At 39.8% G+C, this 16,944-nt stretch carries 12 protein-coding genes; 8 read left to right on the top strand and 4 right to left on the bottom strand.

The window, feature by feature from the left end; translation table 11 throughout:
- Window positions 1-5: 5 nt before the first annotated feature.
- Window positions 6-1,463 carry an L-carnitine--corrinoid protein Co-methyltransferase MtcB gene (mtcB, locus tag IWB18_RS00700; protein WP_195681657.1) on the bottom strand — a complete coding sequence of 486 codons (1,458 nt, stop codon included), beginning with the start codon at window positions 1,461-1,463 and terminating at the stop codon, window positions 6-8.
- 257 nt (window positions 1,464-1,720) lie between these two features.
- Between mtcB and IWB18_RS00695 the strand changes: the two genes are divergently transcribed.
- Complete coding sequence (locus tag IWB18_RS00695) at window positions 1,721-3,142, top strand: sigma-54 interaction domain-containing protein (RefSeq protein ID WP_195681656.1); 1,422 nt, start codon at window positions 1,721-1,723, stop codon at window positions 3,140-3,142.
- Between the two features lie 6 nt (window positions 3,143-3,148).
- Here the strand turns inward: IWB18_RS00695 and IWB18_RS00690 are convergent, their stop codons facing one another.
- From IWB18_RS00690 to IWB18_RS00680, 3 genes are all read right to left on the bottom strand, one after another.
- Window positions 3,149-4,369: a type I glyceraldehyde-3-phosphate dehydrogenase gene (locus IWB18_RS00690; protein ID WP_195681655.1), complete on the bottom strand. Its 1,221-nt coding sequence runs from the start codon at window positions 4,367-4,369 to the stop codon at window positions 3,149-3,151.
- A gap of 22 nt (window positions 4,370-4,391) precedes the next feature.
- Entirely contained in the window at window positions 4,392-8,489 is a 4,098-nt protein-coding gene (locus IWB18_RS00685) for a PEP/pyruvate-binding domain-containing protein (RefSeq protein ID WP_195681654.1), read from the bottom strand.
- A 194-nt stretch (window positions 8,490-8,683) separates the two neighbouring features.
- Window positions 8,684-10,462, bottom strand: a complete 1,779-nt coding sequence (locus IWB18_RS00680; RefSeq protein ID WP_195681653.1) for a sigma-54-dependent Fis family transcriptional regulator — start codon at window positions 10,460-10,462, stop codon at window positions 8,684-8,686.
- A gap of 204 nt (window positions 10,463-10,666) precedes the next feature.
- Between IWB18_RS00680 and IWB18_RS00675 the strand changes: the two genes are divergently transcribed.
- The 7 genes from IWB18_RS00675 (at window position 10,667) to IWB18_RS00650 (ending at window position 16,930) form a co-directional block, all read left to right on the top strand.
- Entirely contained in the window at window positions 10,667-11,695 is a 1,029-nt protein-coding gene (locus IWB18_RS00675; RefSeq protein WP_195681652.1) for a zinc-dependent alcohol dehydrogenase, read from the top strand.
- A 19-nt stretch (window positions 11,696-11,714) separates the two neighbouring features.
- Window positions 11,715-12,725, top strand: coding sequence for a TRAP transporter substrate-binding protein (locus IWB18_RS00670; RefSeq protein WP_195681651.1), 1,011 nt, complete (start codon window positions 11,715-11,717; stop codon window positions 12,723-12,725).
- 78 nt (window positions 12,726-12,803) lie between these two features.
- Window positions 12,804-13,283 (top strand): TRAP transporter small permease, encoded by a 480-nt coding sequence (locus IWB18_RS00665; RefSeq protein WP_195681650.1) that lies wholly within the window; start codon window positions 12,804-12,806, stop codon window positions 13,281-13,283.
- Entirely contained in the window at window positions 13,276-14,538 is a 1,263-nt protein-coding gene (locus tag IWB18_RS00660; RefSeq protein WP_195681649.1) for a TRAP transporter large permease, read from the top strand. The genes IWB18_RS00665 and IWB18_RS00660 overlap by 8 nt, the downstream gene beginning before the upstream one ends.
- A gap of 27 nt (window positions 14,539-14,565) precedes the next feature.
- Entirely contained in the window at window positions 14,566-15,831 is a 1,266-nt protein-coding gene (otnK, locus tag IWB18_RS00655; RefSeq protein ID WP_207740701.1) for a 3-oxo-tetronate kinase, read from the top strand.
- Entirely contained in the window at window positions 15,832-16,419 is a 588-nt protein-coding gene (locus IWB18_RS12440) for a class II aldolase/adducin family protein (protein WP_207740700.1), read from the top strand.
- A 166-nt stretch (window positions 16,420-16,585) separates the two neighbouring features.
- On the top strand, window positions 16,586-16,930 hold the full coding sequence (locus IWB18_RS00650; RefSeq protein ID WP_195681648.1) for a DUF6054 family protein: 345 nt from the start codon (window positions 16,586-16,588) through the stop codon (window positions 16,928-16,930).
- Window positions 16,931-16,944 lie beyond the last annotated feature (14 nt).

Genomic DNA, 16,944 nt, shown 5'->3' with positions numbered 1-16,944 from the left:
CATAGTTAAAATTTAAATTTTGACGGTAGTTGTTCGTTAAGCAATTTCTTTTGGGTCGAGGTGATGTCCGGCAGTTTGTAAGATTCCATACGTCTGTTGTATTCGGCCAGTGCACGGTCTCGGATGGTGCCTTGCTCTTCAATTGTGTTGTCCTTGCAACCTTTTCTATTAAAGATATCTGAAGCAAGATAATGTTCCTCCCTATACTCCCTTGGAGTTCTTCCCTTCATATAACTTCCTCTAGGACCGGCCTTTTCAATGGCTTCAAATGCAGATATAGTTTTTTCTGCAGTGTTGTCCACGCCTTTTCTCAACCTGAGCAGATATCGGATGCTTTCTTCGTCCATTATGAATTTCTCATAGCTTGTCAGATTGAAGCTGCCCATGGTGCCTGCTCCGTGAGGTATCATGGCGGTTTGAGTCAGCATCGGACCCATCAAGCCAACAAAAGATTCGACGCCTGCCTGATAATCGGCTTCGAATGCATCTCCCAAAGCTCCGCCGACCCTTGCAGGGATGTTGTAGTAATTTGCCAGAGCGATGTGGCCCAAGGTTATTAAAAGAAACTCCGGGGCACCCATGCAGAGTTGGATGTGTCTCATGTCGCTCATGGACGAAAGTGAAGTATACAGGCAAGGAAGACCAGGTTCCATCAATTGGGCCAGTACTACTATAGAGAGGATATTGGCACAGTCTTGAACTATGGATCCAGTCAACGATGCCGGAGCTGTCAGGTTTGTCATGGAGCAGGCAGTTATGCTTAAAGGTTGTTTTTCTTTGATGAATGCCATAAAATGAGCCATGGCTTCCCAGTTGACCGCCAAGGGTGACAAAACACAGGTGCCGCTGTAAACTACGTATTTGTCCCATATGTCAAAATATTTTTTAACAAATTGAATATTTTCCCTTGCGCCCTGTTCAAGGGATCCGTGGGGGTAATTGTAAATGGTTGCTCCAAGTATATTGTAGATGGGCTTTGAGCTGTACTTGAGCAACAATGAAGTCTGAGGGAGCAAAGTGCTGCCATTGACCGGTTCGAATCCTTTTAAGTCTACTGCGATCTCGCTTGTTATTTTCATGACTTCACTGGTGTCTATAAGCTTGTAGAAGTTGACCAGGTCATCGATGGACGTGTCTGCATACGTGCCGTCAAAGTGAAGTACCGTAGGGGTCCCGTTTGTAGGTATTACAACAGGCTCCTGATCAAGACCTACAGTTACGTTGCTTCCCTGGCCGATAAGTTCAAAATTTCTAGGAAGAGTCTTCAATGAATTTTCGAGCATCCCTTCGGATATGTAAACCACGTCGCCATCAACTTTGGCGCCGTGATGTTTGAAGACTTCCAGAGCTTCTTCGCTCTCAAACTTAACACCGACTTCACTCAAAACCCTTACTACGTTTTGATGCATTCTTTCCACGTCTTCTTCGTTGTAAAAAAGATCTACTAAAGAATTTCTTCTCATTTTCTATTCTCCCTTATATAAATTTGGCATTGCAGCTGCTTGCTATAGTTATTTGCAAGAAGTGTGCCAATAAAAAAGCCCTAAAATACGGTAAAAACTTGGATTTGGGACTTGTTTTGTATCAAATATGAAACACACAATAAGAAGAATGATCGGTGTGAACTCCAAAAGCCCTTTACAGCAAGGGTAATATGGGTGTATCATAAACGAAACAGCATTTTGTAAAAATGAAACATATTTTTAAAAAGGAGATTAAAATGAAACAAAATCCGCATGTTCATAGCGAAAAACATTTAAAATATTTGGAGAACCTTCCTAAAAAGACTCTGCTGGACATCCTGGAGAACTGCTATAATGAAATCTTTGTCAATGACGGGGAAGGATCTGTCGTTTACGTAAACCCCGCATGCGTCAGGCATTATGGGATCAAGCCGGAAGATTTTATAGGAATGAAAAATCAGGATGTGTTTCAGGGAAAATGGACACCAATGGTGCTGGACTACGCCATCAAGGAAAAGAGGACCATATTTGCCAAGCAAAGATTCATACCTGCAGACGAGGAACTGGTCACTATATTAACTCCGGTTTTGAGTGAAGACAAATCGAAGGTTGAATTGATCATAGGGGCTGTTCAGGAGAGGACGATAGATCATTGGGACGTTTCGTACAAAGAAGATGACCTTAAGAGATCCAGAAAAGGAAGCCGTTTCAAATCCAGCAGAGTGCCCATAATATCCCATAGTTTCAACTACTGGGAAATAATCACGGAACTGAGACAGGTGGCTCAATCTACCATTCCAGTTTTACTGTTGGGAGAATCGGGGACGGGGAAAACTCACGTTGCCGAATATATACACGAAAACAGCGGAAGGGAGGGGTTGTTCATCAGTTTGAATTGCACAGCAATATCTGAAACCCTGCTGGAATCAGAATTATTTGGATACGTAGCCCATGCATTTACCGGTGCCAGTTCGAAAGGAAAAATCGGGCTGATCGAAATGGCCAACAACGGAACCTTGTTTTTGGATGAAATCGGGGATATTCCCCTTCATTTGCAAGCCAAGCTCCTTGATGTGCTGGAAAATCAGAGATTTATACCGGTGGGTAGCAATAAAATGGAGTATGTGAATATCAGAATAATTACAGCCACAAACAAGGATATGAAAAAACTCGTTTCAGAAGGAAAGTTCAGAGAAGATCTCTACTGGAGGATAAGTACCTTTCATACAGTGATACCCCCGCTCAGAGAAAGAAAAAATGATATTTTACCCATGGCAAAGTATTATTTGAAAATGTACAATGAAAAGTACAAAAAGACCAAGAAATTCACAAGTGAGACAGTAGAGGCCATGATGACATACGATTGGCCTGGAAACGTGAGACAGTTGAAAAATGTGGTGGAGAGACTGGTGGTGACCACCATTGGAAACAGCATAGAGGTTCAGAAATTGCCCGAAGAAATGAGGATCAAAATCGAGAAGGAAAAAGATTTGGACATGCTCGAAATAGATGAAAGAACAGGTAGCTTCGACGAACTTGTAGAGAGGTATAAAAGAAAACTCGTTGAAGAATCATACAAGGAAAACAACAGCGTTAGAGAATTAGCACAAGCCCTTGAGATAACCCCGTCCAAGGCACATCGCCTTATTAAACGATATGGATTGGACGGAGTTGAATAAAATAATTCAGATAAGGTTTTTGTCAACAAACTTTGTCAGTTTGCCAAGAGCATTCACGTAGCAACCATATTCATTGTCGTACCAGCCGAAAATCTTTGCATGAGTCAGGGGAAGGGTTAGATCTTCTTCGTCAAGATTCAAAAAACCGGTCCTGGTATGGGTTTCCAGACCCTCTATAACAACTGCGGCCCTGGTGCCCATTAGGTCGCCGGACACGTTTTGATTTTCACTAAATAGAAGCAGATCCTTTTGGTCGCCTTCCGCAGCCGTTTTATAGATTTGGTTTATAAAATTCTGAGTGATTATTGGGTTGCCCTTTTCATCTTTTTCGGTCAAAAAAGTCAGATTCAGCGAAATCAGTGATACCGTATTGGTCGGGATCCTTATGGAATCCGCCATGAATCCAATAGATTTCACCTCTGGAATGATTTCCTCCAATGCGATTGCGGCTCCTGTAGTCGTTGGTATCATGTTATTGAGTGCGGATCTGTTTTTTCTTAAATCCTTGCTTCCGGTTTTTGGAGGTGCATCCAGGATATTTTGATTATTTGTCGCTGCATGTACGGTCGTCATCGAAGCAGTCAAGATTTTTGCGGTTTCCATGGTATTGACCAGGGGTTTCATCATATGAGCAAGGCCGGTGGTTGTACAGCTTGCTGCGGATATGATGTGGTGTTTGTATGGATCGTATTCCGTATGGTTGACACCATAGACGAAAGTTGAACAGTCTTCCGGCAGTTTGGTTGAAGAGTTTGATATCTTAAAGGGAGCGCTGACTATGACTTTTTCAGCTCCTGCCTCTAAATGGCCTCTAACGCTTCCACCGGGATGGTCGGCCGGGAGAGTGGGATCCAAGAACTTGCCTGTGCAATCTATTACGATATGCGCATTTTCTGTTTTCCAGTTTATGTCTTTTGGGTTTCTTTCCCTGGTGAGAATTTTAACCGGCAGGCCCTCAATTTCAAACAGGCTTTCTTGTCTGTCGATTATCCTGACACTGCATTTTTTTCCACTGTAACCGTAGAGGAATTTGTCCAGAGTGCCGTAAGTGGAATCTGTGGTCAGATAATGTATGGCGTCTTCAACTCCTTTTCCGATTTGTCTTCCGGCGTTCATGACGACTCTGTCAAAATGGCCTTCATTCAAATGGTGCCAAAGGGTGAGTTTCCCTATCCTGCCCAGTCCGTTTATACCCAAAATCCGTTTGTTCTGTAAATTCAAATCCATCATCTATCTTCCTTTCGCTTTATTATTTTTCGGATATGTCATAGGAACCTCTGTAAATATTTCCGATACTGCCATCAATGGATATTTCGTCTCCAGCTTTGAAGACATGTCCGTTGATCTCGCAGGAAGTATCCTTGTCGTTGACCTTTAAATCTTTGCACTTTACTATGCATATTTTACCGATATTTGCAGCGGTAACAGCTGCATGTGAGGTTACGCCGCCTTTGGCAGTGATTAGACCGTCGCTGTCGAATATCAGAGGAATGTCGTCAGGAACAGTATCCGGTCTGACAAGGATTATTTTTCCGCCGGGGTTTTTTGCCTTAAGATAATTGATATCATCCATGTTGAATGCAACAAGTCCTGACAATGCGCCACTGCTTACACCTATTCCCGAACCTACCTTCTCCATCTTCTTAAGAGAAGGAACGAAAGTGGTGTAAGTTCTTTTCTTTTTTAAGTTTTGGTTTCGCGTTTGCAGGATGTATAGATCATCCGGATCTCTCGACTCAAAAGTAAATTCGATTTCTTGATGTACGAATCCGTAATCGTTGATCAGTCGATTGGCGTGGTCTTTAAGTGATTCATAAATATCAGGGAACGCAGATTCAAGGGATATTGTGCTGTCTTTGTAGTGTTTTTTTCTCTGCTTCTCAGTTATCGGCAAGGTATTTACCAATCCTGAGACTATATCTTCTCCTTGCGAACAAAGTGCAAAATCACCATATAGATTCATTCCTGAATAACCGTTGAAAGGGCTGCTTGTAAATATGACTCCTGATCCTGAATATGGTGAAATATTTCCAAGAACCATTTCTTGCACTATGACTGCTGTTCCCCATTCATTGGCGACTTGAGAATGACTTCTGTAGTTCACTGCAGTATTTGAGAACCAGGAATCCATCACTGAATTTATTGCCACCTTCAATTGTTTGAAAGGGTCGGTGACGATTTCGATATTGTTTTTCAATAACAGGTCTTTGTAAGAGAAAGCCAATTCCTTCATTTGGATTGCGCTGAAATCAGCTTTATAATCAACTCCAGTCAGAGACTTGAAATCATTGATGATTTGGTCAAACACATCGCGTTCGATGCCGTAAGCCATCCCCCAGCTCTGTAGAAATCTTCTGTAACAATCCCAGGCTGCCCAAGCACAACCCTTTTTTTTGCTGAACTCTTCGGCTATCTCGTCGTTCATGCCCACATTTAAAAATGTTTTCATTGCTCCAGGCATTGAAATGGAGGAACCAGATCTGACGGAAAAGAACAGCGGATTATTTGGATCTCCAAAATATTTTTTTGTGAAAGATTCCACTTCGGAAATGTGCTTGTCGATCTTCAAATCCATATCCCTGGCCATTTCCGGAATTTCGTCAATGGTATCTTTGTGACGAAAAACTTCTGTGGATATGATGAATCCTGCTGGAACCGGAAAGTCGTGATTTTTAAGGACTTTTAGAAAATACGCCTTGGCTCCCAGGAAAACGGGGTTGTCTATTTTATCGGTAGTTTTCAGCAGTGAACTAAAAGTTAGATCCGGATCAAAATGCATCATGCTTTGAATCAGGTCGCCTGAATAAGTCTCGATGAGATTTCTTAATGCATTGATTATATCGGTCACAAAATTGTCCAGATCTTGCACTAAAAATGCCGTTGATAAATTATCCCGAAGAAATTTTTCCGATTCCATCAAGTACCGTTTTCTGCAAATATCTTGATCTTTTAGACCGTCGAGGTTGAATATTTGGGGTATTATGCTCTTCATTGGTCGGTGGAATATGTCAAAGAAATATTCCTGGATGATCTGTTTCATGTCATCTGCCATAAATTCGAAAATGTTGATGTACTGGTCCACTGAAAAACTGGGAGAGGCAAGTCCAAACTTAAGCATGTCCAAATGGGAATTTAAACCCTGATTGTAGATCCCGTCCAATTCCAGACCGTTTTTAAATAAAATCAGAATATCGTATATCTGACGAAAAGTTTTTGCCGTGATATATTCAAAGTTGAAGGATCTAACCACTTGATCCATAAGGCTCGAAACCACTCTTTCCAGTCTGTATGTAAGGCCGAGGGCGTCAAATTTTGGTTCCTTGTATTCACCGTACATGGATGGGATACCTGCTGCTATATGGCGCTTGTAGTAGATATTTTCAACAGCTTCACTTTTTTTCGGATCCAAGATGATTTCCTTCAAACGGTTCATAATGTTGTAGATTTCTTCTACAGCAAGTGAGTGATCGTCTCTTTCCAAGGCATCTTCTAAAGTGGTCAAATCTGTGTTTGCGATTGTGGCGTGAGTGTTCAATAGCGACAAAACATCTGCAGATTCAAAAGAATATTTTTCTTCAAGCAGGGAATGCACCTCGAAGATATAAAATACTCTTTGGACGTCTTTTTGGGATTCTTCCGGTAGATCATCCAAACTCTTTTTTATAACTTCGAGATCAAGCTCCATAAGTCCATCGGGTCCCAACCGTAGTTTTTCCCCCAAAGCCCTGAGTGTGACATTAGGAGATTCAAAGTGGTGGGACGAAGGAACAAGTGTATCGTAAACGTTGTCCGGGATCAGTCCCTTAAGACAAGATTTATCTCCATAATACCAATAATTTATGATTTGAGCCGTCAAGTTTATATGGGAGTTGTTGCTTTCCGTATGGACCTGCTTTCTCAAAAAGTGGATCAGTCTGTCTTTGCGCTTTGAGTATTCGTCTATAGCGGTGGTTATTTCACGAAGATCTCCTTCTGCCCCGATTTCTCTAAAGAATACAGGAAAAATCCTGGCCAGCTGTTTTATTTCTCTGTAAACGTAAGTGATGTCAGCGTTGAGAAGTTTGGTCACATCCCTTTGAAACAGATCAGTATCCGAGATAAACACTCCGCCAAGTTTTAAATGAAGAATGAGTGCGGCCAATAGTTCTTTGGTTTTCAAAGGATTGGTTTCTATCAAATCCAGCCATATGCGAATATTTTTCACATGGTTGGAGTCCAACTCGATTTGCCAGTCATTGGTAAGAGTGATTTTACCCGGGTAATTGAAGCCCAACCCCATGAGCGACTTGATAAAGTGATTTATGCTTTCAGCATCGCCTGTATATATGATTTCTCTGCCCAGGGTCACGATGCAATCCAAGACTGTACCGCTGTGTTCGGATTTGAGCTCATTGAATTCTTCCATAACTCCGTTGATGAATTCAATGGTATCCTCAAGGTCAAGATCAACAAAAATGTTGCGGAGGTTCTTGTTCAAGTCGTACATTAGATGGTCGCTCAAGGAAGACATTCCCGGCAAGTGGAGCAGATAGAATATATAGTAGACCGCTTCCAAATGGGATGTGAAACTTTCTGAAAAATTTCTGAAATAATTTGAGATATCATTGAAAAACATCAATTTCTCAAGGTCGTCAAAGTTTTTAGCTTCTTTTCTTTTCTTTCTTAGGTCCCTGAAAAAGGGGCGGCCTATGGTAGAAATTTCATTCGAGGTCATCGATTGAAAAAGTTGTTCCTTTGATTTGAACCACTCTTCCGCTTTTGATGTCGCTTCCCAGTATTCTATTGATTTTTCAATGGCAAAGCCTGTGATTTTTGTCACATGATCAACAAAAGCGGGGAATGCGGCCACTTTTTTGAGATATGTCTTAAAATAGCCGGAGCTTTTGATGTATGGAAGAGCATCTTTTTTCATATCTGATTCGATGAATTCCAAAGTGTTTTTTACGACTGCATCAGGAAAATTTTCCAAACTGACCAATCGATCCAAAAAACGCAATAAAATCTGAATCAGGCGCTCCTTTTGGCCGGGTTCATCCACAGTTGTTGTTATAGATCGGATGATATCCAGCAATATGGAAAGAGCCCTTTCAGATTCTTTATTAGAATTGTAGATCCACAGATCTCCAAGACAGATCCTCTGTAGAGAATCGATTATATATTCGTTGTTTCGATATTTATGATTTAGTTCGGAAAGGAATTCTTGGGTCCTTTTGTAAACTCCCCACTGTGATTTTGACAATTCCCCAAACCAAATCTGCTCGGGTGGGATGGTTATGGAGTCGTCCCTGGTTTCTGACAAGTTTACTTCCAAGGCTTTTGATGAAAACGTTTTCTCGGTGTTTGACATTAAATATTCCTCCTTCTAAGTAAAGAGTAACATGTGATATAAACATTTCCCGATTATTAGTATAACATATTATTGTAAAAAATGGATGATGTAAAAGACTGGGAAGAATAGGGGTGTTGAAATGAATTGAACTGAAATCGAGTTTTACACAAGAAAAAGGCAACCAAATCGTAATTTGATTGCCCGGGAAATAGTTATTTGAATTTTCTCCATAAGGTGCTGCGGCTTATGCCGAGTCTTTTTGCTACATTGGTCAAGTTGTAGTTTTCATCTTTCATTACAAAATCGATGATGTCTTTGTTGATGTCTTCGAGAGTTTTGCTCAAATCAATTTCCTGAATCGTGCTGACTGGTTTCCTGTTTGATTCATCAGTTAAAATTTTCTTCATAGTTTCTTCGTTGATATACGCAGATGATGCCAAAACTACCGATTCTCGTATTATTCTCTTGAGTTGATCTATATTCTCGCTCCACTCGAATTCTTTTAACAGAGCAAGAGCTTCTTTTGTGAAACCGACAACGTTTTTGCCGTATTGTAGATTTATTTGATGTAGATACAGGCTTACCATGTTTGGGATATCGTCACGCCTTTGATTTAAGTTGGGTACATTGATTTGCATGGTTTGCATGGCGTTTTTAATGTAATATATCAGTGGTCTTTCATCTGAATACTCAGTCGATGAACTGGTTGTTGAAAAAATCAATTTGTTTCGCTTGTGAATATCGGTGCTGCCGAAATATGATTCCAAGGTGTTTTGTGAATCCTTGTCAATTAGTTGGATGTTTTTTATATAAATCGTAAATTCGGAATTTAAAAAAGGGGAACTCTCTGAATTGCAAAACTCATTCCATTTTTCTCTGCTTATATATTTAGCATCCAATATTATCAATGGATTTTTGCTGTTGGCACTATTTTGATGGATCGTATGTGCAAAAGTATCTTTTCCGACTCCTTTTTCTCCAACGATCAAAATTGGTGATCTTAATTTTGCATAATTCAAGGCTTTGTCTACAGCGTCTTTAAAGATATTGCAATCGGATTTAAACGATATGGCGCTGATTAAGGGGTAGTCGTCTACATTGCAGAATTTAACCGCTTCATCAAAAAGTTTGACAGTATTGAAAGGTTTGTCTATGTAGTAGGTATAATATTTCTTTTTTTCTATTTGAAGTAGATATCCTTTGATCAAATAACTTTCATGACTGTACTTCTTCAAAATCTTTACATGAGATTTGTCCAGCAATTGATTTTTTAGAATTTTCAGATCTTCCATTATTTCATTTAATCCTGTGATATTGTCTTTAAAATCGGAATATATGACGGAATCGTTTTCATTAAAGCAAACGATGGATGAACTGGTGTGATTTAAAATGCTCTTCAATATTTCGCTTTTAAAATTTGTCTTTTTAATGGAATTAAAGAGTATCTCAGCCTCTTCAAAAGCATTTTTGATACTTTCTGCTCCGGTTGTTATAAGAATGCTGTTTAGACCCAATTGTTTTGCATGAGTATTTGTAATAACATCGCCGACTATCAATCCCACTCCATCGGTTCGAAGGTCAAGAAGGATATCATTTATTTCTTCTGTTTCAGAAACTGTCTTTATTTGAATGTTGTATTGTAAAAGCTCGCAAATCTGATAGGCGATTTTAGTAATGGTTTTATACCCAACTATCGCAAATTTTCCAGAATAGCCTTGTGCCAGTTTGATCGCACGCATCATGTCAAGTATCGATAGTTTAATATCAATCACAGGCAGCTCCGATACTTGTCTTATGAGCTGGGCGGTACCGGCTCTTGACAGGATGATGTCATAACCTTTATGTTGCATTTCTTTTGCCAAAAGCGCTCCTTCCTTCATGTCGGCGATGTATGAAGTCACCTTGAGAAGATCGTTTTCCTGAGAAACTTCATTGATCAGATCTTTAAGACCTTCGTAAGGGGCAATGGCTAAAATGCGGATTTTTTTCATGGTAGAACCTCCTATGTTTCAATATGCACATATATCTTAACATGTTTTACTTTAAATAGATAGATTATGTTTTAAAATTAACAAATGCGCGATTGAATAAAATCAAATAGTTGCAAAATGAAACAAATTGTAAACGGTTACCCGTTGAGAAGAAATAGTATTTAAATATATAATTGCAAATGTAAATTGAAAGGAGAGGATATTTTGAAAGCTGCATATGTTGTAGACAAAGAAAAAGTTGAGATTAGAGATATTCCAGTTCCGGAAATCAAGGATGATGAGGTTCTAATTGAAGTTAGAACGGTAGGTGTATGTGGATCGGATCTGCACCTTTTCAAGGGAACACATCCTTTTAGAAAACCGCCGGCCATATTGGGTCATGAAGTTGCGGGAGATATAGTGAAGGTAGGAAATAATGTCAAGAACTTAAAGATAGGTGACAGGGTAACAGTTGAACCCCATATAGGATGCGGTGAATGTGAATTTTGCAAGCAAGATTTGGTAAATTTATGTACAGCCAAAGTAGCTCCTGGAACTACAGGTTGGAACGGTACGTTTGCAGAATACTTTAATGCACCTGAAAAATACGTCCACAAAATTGCCGATGGAGTAAGTTATGAAATAGCTACTTTGATAGAGCCCCTGGCAGTGGCGGTTCATGCAGTGGATAGGATCACTGTTAAAGAAAAAGACACTTTGGCGATACTCGGATCAGGAACAGTCGGATTATTGACTTTGGTAGCTGCAAGAGAAATGGGTTATAAAAATATAATTTGTACTGACACCCAGGAATTCAATTTGGAAATGGCAAAAAAACAAGGCGCAGTTTTAACACTAAATCCATTGAAAGATGACGTGGTAAAGGAAATCAGAGACTTTACCAATGGCAGAGGAGTGGATGTGGCACTAATAGTGGCAGATGCAAAAAATATAGTTGATCAAGCCTCTTCGATAGTGAGAAAACGTGGAGAGGTAGGCATGGTTTCAATGATCACCGAACAAATCCCTGTCTATCCGTACAACTTTGTATTCAATGAACTTACGTTGTTTGGTGCAATGACATATGAGACCAAGGATTTTGTTAAAGCGACAGAAATCGTCAATAGTGGGGTAGATTTATCAGATTTTGTCACTCAGGTTCTTCCGTTGGAAAAATCGCAGGAAGCATTGAGCATATTGAGTGAGAAAAAAGAAAATGTTGTAAAGGTTATTGTAACCACAAATACAAAATAAATTTAATGGGGGAAAGAAAATGAAAAAAATTATTGTTTACTTGTTGGTTTTGTCAATGCTTGCATTTGTGTTGACGGGATGTTCTAACGATGGGGACTCTGGAAATGGAGGGTCTGGATCCGAAGAAGTAGTTGAATTGAAACTTGGCCACATCCAATCAGAAAATGACATCTGGCATGAAGGCGCTTTGAAATTCAAAGAAGTAGTTGAAGAGAAATCAAATGGTTCCATGACTGTAACGATCTATCCAAATTCAACACTGGGTGGAGATAGAGATATGGCCGAAGGTCTTCAAATAGGTACTTTGGATTTTGCTCTAATAGCTGGCGTTCTTGGAAATTTTGAGCCATCAATACAATTGCTCGAACTACCATACTTGTTTGACAACTATGAAGAATACAGCACAGTTATTCACGGGGAAATCGGTCAACAAATAGCTGATAAAGTGTTGGATGCCTCTGGTATAAGAATCCTTACTTTCTGGGATAGAGGCGCCAGACATGTGACCAGCAACAAGCCAATCAATTCACTTGCAGATATTCAAGGTTTAAAAATTCGTTTGCCTGAAATAAAGGCTATGTCAGATACATGGGCTGCAATGGGCGCTGCTCCTACAACTATGGCATGGAATGAAGTGTACACAGGATTGGAGCAAAAGGTAATCGAAGCTCAAGAAAATCCTATCCCGTTCATCTACGGTGGTAGAATTCACGAAGTTCAAGACTATCTGGCGTTGACTGCACATAAATATGAGTATGTGACCATAGCCATGAGCGATCTTACTTGGCAAAGTCTCACTGATGAGCAGAAAGCCATTGTAGAGGAGGCCGCTCAAGCTTCAACAGAATTTGAAAATGGTCTTCTGGAAGATACGACTCAAGAATTATTGGATAAAATGGTTGACGAAGGTTTGACTGTTACTACTCCAGATACTGCTGAATTTGCGGCAGCAGCAAAAGCTGCTCATGAAGAATTTGCAAAAACCATCGATATCGATTTGTACAATGATATTGTAGAAGCTATAGAATAATAGTATAAACAGAGGGTATAAGCGTTGCTGTCTGACGTTTATACTCCTTGTTTTACTTTTAAGCAAATGGAGGATACGATGAAAAAGTTAGACGAAATTTTAATGAAAATACTTTACATTGTGTGTGCCGGTTTAATGTTTATGATGGCGGCGGTAATCTTCGCACAAGTTGTATTTAGATATGTCGTAGGGAGTTCACTGACGTGGTCGGAAGAGTTGGGAAGATATATTTTCGTTTGGATGTCTTTTCTGGGAATGACTGTTGCCATGAAAAAAGGATCTCATGTGGCTTTGGATGTTTTGGTTCAATATTTAAAAGGTGTCAGCCAAAAGACGCTAATGGTATTAAATAATCTGCTTGTTGGTTTTTTTGGTTCAGTGTTGTTTTACAGCGGATATAAATTGGTTTCTCTTGGAGTAGGACAAAAAAGTCCAACTTTGGGAATACCAATGCAATACTTATACACAGTGATTCCTGTATCAGGAATAATACTGGTATACTTTGTAATTAGTCAGACCTTACAGATGTTTGCAAAGGGGGACGATATCAATGGGTAGTATATTATTTGGACTTTTCATTTTATTTTTGGTTTTGGGTGTGCCAATAGGATTTGTATTGGGATTGTCATCCATAGGAGCTGTTATCGCAGCAGATTATCCTTTGATAATAGTCAGCCAAAGACTGTTTACGGCTCTTGATTCTTTCCCGTTAATGGCCATACCATTATTTATGTTTGCAGGATCCATAATGGGTCATGGTGGTATAACAAAAAGAATCATAGACTTTGCATTGTCATTTGTAGGTAATGTCAGAGGTTCTCTAGCCCACGTAGTTGCAATAAGCGGTGTTTTAATGGGCGGTATATCCGGATCCGGTGTGGCCGATACTGCTGCTCTCGGTTCAATAATGGTTCCCGAAATGACAAAACGAAACTATGACAAGGGTTTTTCTGCAGCTTTGGTTGCAGCTTCTGGCAGTATAGGACTGATAATACCACCAAGTATCGCATTGATAATCTTCGGAGTTACAACACAGGCATCAATCGGCGACTTGTTTGTGGCTGGAATTATTCCCGGTATTTTAATAGGTGGAGGTTTTTTGCTTTATTCGTATTACGTAGCCAGAAAGAACAATTACCCCAAGGAAGGTAAGGTCAGCTGGGCGGCAAGAAGACAGAATTTTAAAGAAACCATATGGGCTTTGTTTATGCCTGTAATAATAGTTGTCGGCATAAGAGGCGGAATGTTCACCGCAACTGAAGGTGGAGCGGTGGTAGCAATTTATTGTCTGCTTATAAGTTTGTTTGTATATAAGGAAATAACTATAAAGGATCTGCCAAAGATCTGTTTTGAAGCTGCGATCAGTACGGCAACTATTGCTACAATAATAGCTGCAATCTCATTGTTCGGATGGTTGCTCTCAAGTGAGCAGATTCCTCAAGCAATCACAGGAGCTTTGTTGGGAGTCACAGAAAATCCGGTTCTTCTTCTTATACTTATAAATGGACTTTTACTGTTTACGGGCATGTTTTTGGATAGTGCGCCAGCCATTATGCTCTTGGCACCTATATTGGCACCTGTTGCAACAAGTCTGGGAGTAGATATGGTTCAATTCGGTGTAATGATGGTCATCAATTTAACTATAGGGTTGTTGACACCGCCGGTAGGAACAGCAATGTACGTGGCAAGCAACATTTCCCAAACACCTATATTACAACTTTCTAAAAAGCTCATGCCATTTTGGTTGATCATGATCACCGTACTCATGCTTGTAACTTTTGTACCTGCCATAACCTTGCTTTTTGTAGGATAGTAAATAATGGGAAGATGGAGGATGAATATGAACAAAATTTCAATAGGTTGCGTTGCTGATGATTTTTCTGGTGCCAGCGATGCAGCATCGTTTTTAGTAAAATCTGGTTTGCCAACATATTTGTTTAACGGCGTGCCAGAAGAAAACATTGCATTGGAAGAAAATGCAGCTGTAGTTGTTGCCCTTAAAACGCGAACGGAAGAGAAAGATATGGCCGTTAAGGAATCTATGGAAGCATTTGACTGGTTAAATAGTCAGGGCGCAGAAATCTTATATTCGAAGTACTGCTCAACATTCGACTCAACCAAAGAAGGAAATATTGGGCCAATAATCGATGCTGTACTTGAAAAATACAATTATCCAAGTACGGTTCTATGTCCTGCTCTACCTGTAAACGGAAGAGTGGTCAAGGGTGGTAATCTATTTATAAATGGCGTGCCTTTACATGAAACACATATGAAGGATCACCCTCTTACTCCGATGTGGGATTCCGATCTGTCGGAATTGATAAAGCCACAGGGTAAGTATAAAGCTTTCAAACTAGATTACGAAATCATGAAAAATGACAAGTCGAAGGCAAAGTCATTTTTAGATGAATTGAAGTCAGAAAATGATCATTTTTATGTAATACCGGATTATATTGAAGATAATGACGGAAAAGACATAGTGGAGTTATTTGATGACATGAAATTCATGACTGGCGGTTCCGGGCTTTTATATCATTTGGGAAACCAATTTTCCAAGGAGTCAAAAGGTAAAATTGTACCGTCCATGAAGACCACGGGAAAGGCAATTTTGTTGGCTGGAAGCTGTTCAAAGGCAACTTTGGAGCAGATAACAGATTATCAGGAAAAAGGACATAAATCTTATAAAATAGATCCCGAAGCCATGTTGGATGGAAAAGTACAAAAAGAGGATGTTTGGAATTGGGTTTTGGAAAACAACGATGATTCCGTTTTAATATACAGTTCCGATAATCCGGAAAATGTAAATAGAGCTCAGAAGCACGGCAAGGAGAAAGTGTCTCAAATGCTTGAAGATACTACTGCATACCTTGCGAAAAAGGCTTTTGACAACGAGTTTACCAGAATTATTGTAGCAGGTGGAGAAACATCGGGTGCCGTAACAAAAACCTTGGGATTTGCAGGTTATCAAATAGGCGAAAGTATTGCTCCTGGAGTGCCCGTAATGGTGCCTTTGTCCGATCAAACTGTCAGGCTTGTTCTTAAATCTGGTAATTTTGGCCAGAAAGATTTTTTTGAACTGGCTGTGTCTTTGACTGGAGATGAATAAATGGGAAACGAATTGGAAAAAAAGAAAAAAGATACTATTTGGGTAGCTAAGAATCTTTTTCAAAGAAACAAGGTTTCAGGCTCTTCTGCTAATATCAGTTTCCGCGATGGGGACAAAGTCTATATCTCTGCCACAAATACGTGTTTTGGGACACTGGAGGAAGAGGATTTTTCGGTTTTGGATCTTGATGGGAAACATTTGGATGGTCCAAAACCCAGCAAAGAGTTTCCGCTGCATTTGTTTATGTACAGCAAAGATTCTAGAAATGGAGCAGTCATACATACACACAGTTTTTACTCTACGCTTTGGTCTTGCTTGAAACATGAAGACAAAAGAGACTTGATCCCGTCTCACACTCCATATCTGGATATGAAACTTGGAAAAATAACCTTAGTCGAATATGCGGCACCGGGCACGAAAGAATTATTCGACAATTTTTGCTCGGCAATGAATGAAGGTAACGGCTACTTGCTTAAAAACCACGGTCCCATTGTAGCTGCGGAAGATGTGCTAAAAGCTTTCTATGCACTGGAGGAACTTGAAGAAAGTTCAAAAATCGCGTGGCATTTGAGGAATGAACGCATATAAGGATTTATAAAAAAGCGACTTTGTTTTCAATAACAAAGTCGTTTTTTTGAATGATATGAAATAATCGAAATATCCTGTAAAAAGCACTATATAAGATCACAATGAATAAGAGATTGGGAAAATATAAGTATTTCTGTGATAAGATAATGGTCGGGAGGTGATTTAATTGGCTAAATTATCGATGAAAGGAACCGGAGATTTTACCAGGATCACAAATCTGATATCACGGAAAGTCGAAAATAGCGGAATGAGCGTGGAACTGGTGGATTATGCCGAGCATCACATCGGAGACGTATCCGTATGTACTCTAGTCTACGAAAAATATTTCATGAGGGCATCGAATAGAGCAACTCTTACCGTTGCTGTTGTAGGAAACAAAGATGAGATCATTGTTGACGCCATTGGAGCAGGTGGAGGACAAGGTCCGATCTTTAAATTTTCATGGGGAGCCGAAGAGGATTTTGTTTCCGTAGTGGAAAGTGTATTGAGGGAAGAAAACTTTAATTCATAATTTTTTGGGAGTCG

Origin of the sequence: Alkalibacter mobilis, from assembly GCF_015594845.1 — a bacterium.
In the GTDB taxonomy this organism is placed as follows: domain Bacteria; phylum Bacillota; class Clostridia; order Eubacteriales; family Alkalibacteraceae; genus Alkalibacter; species Alkalibacter mobilis.
Note: the sequence above shows the minus strand (reverse complement) of the source record. Positions and strands in the feature narration are given on the sequence as shown.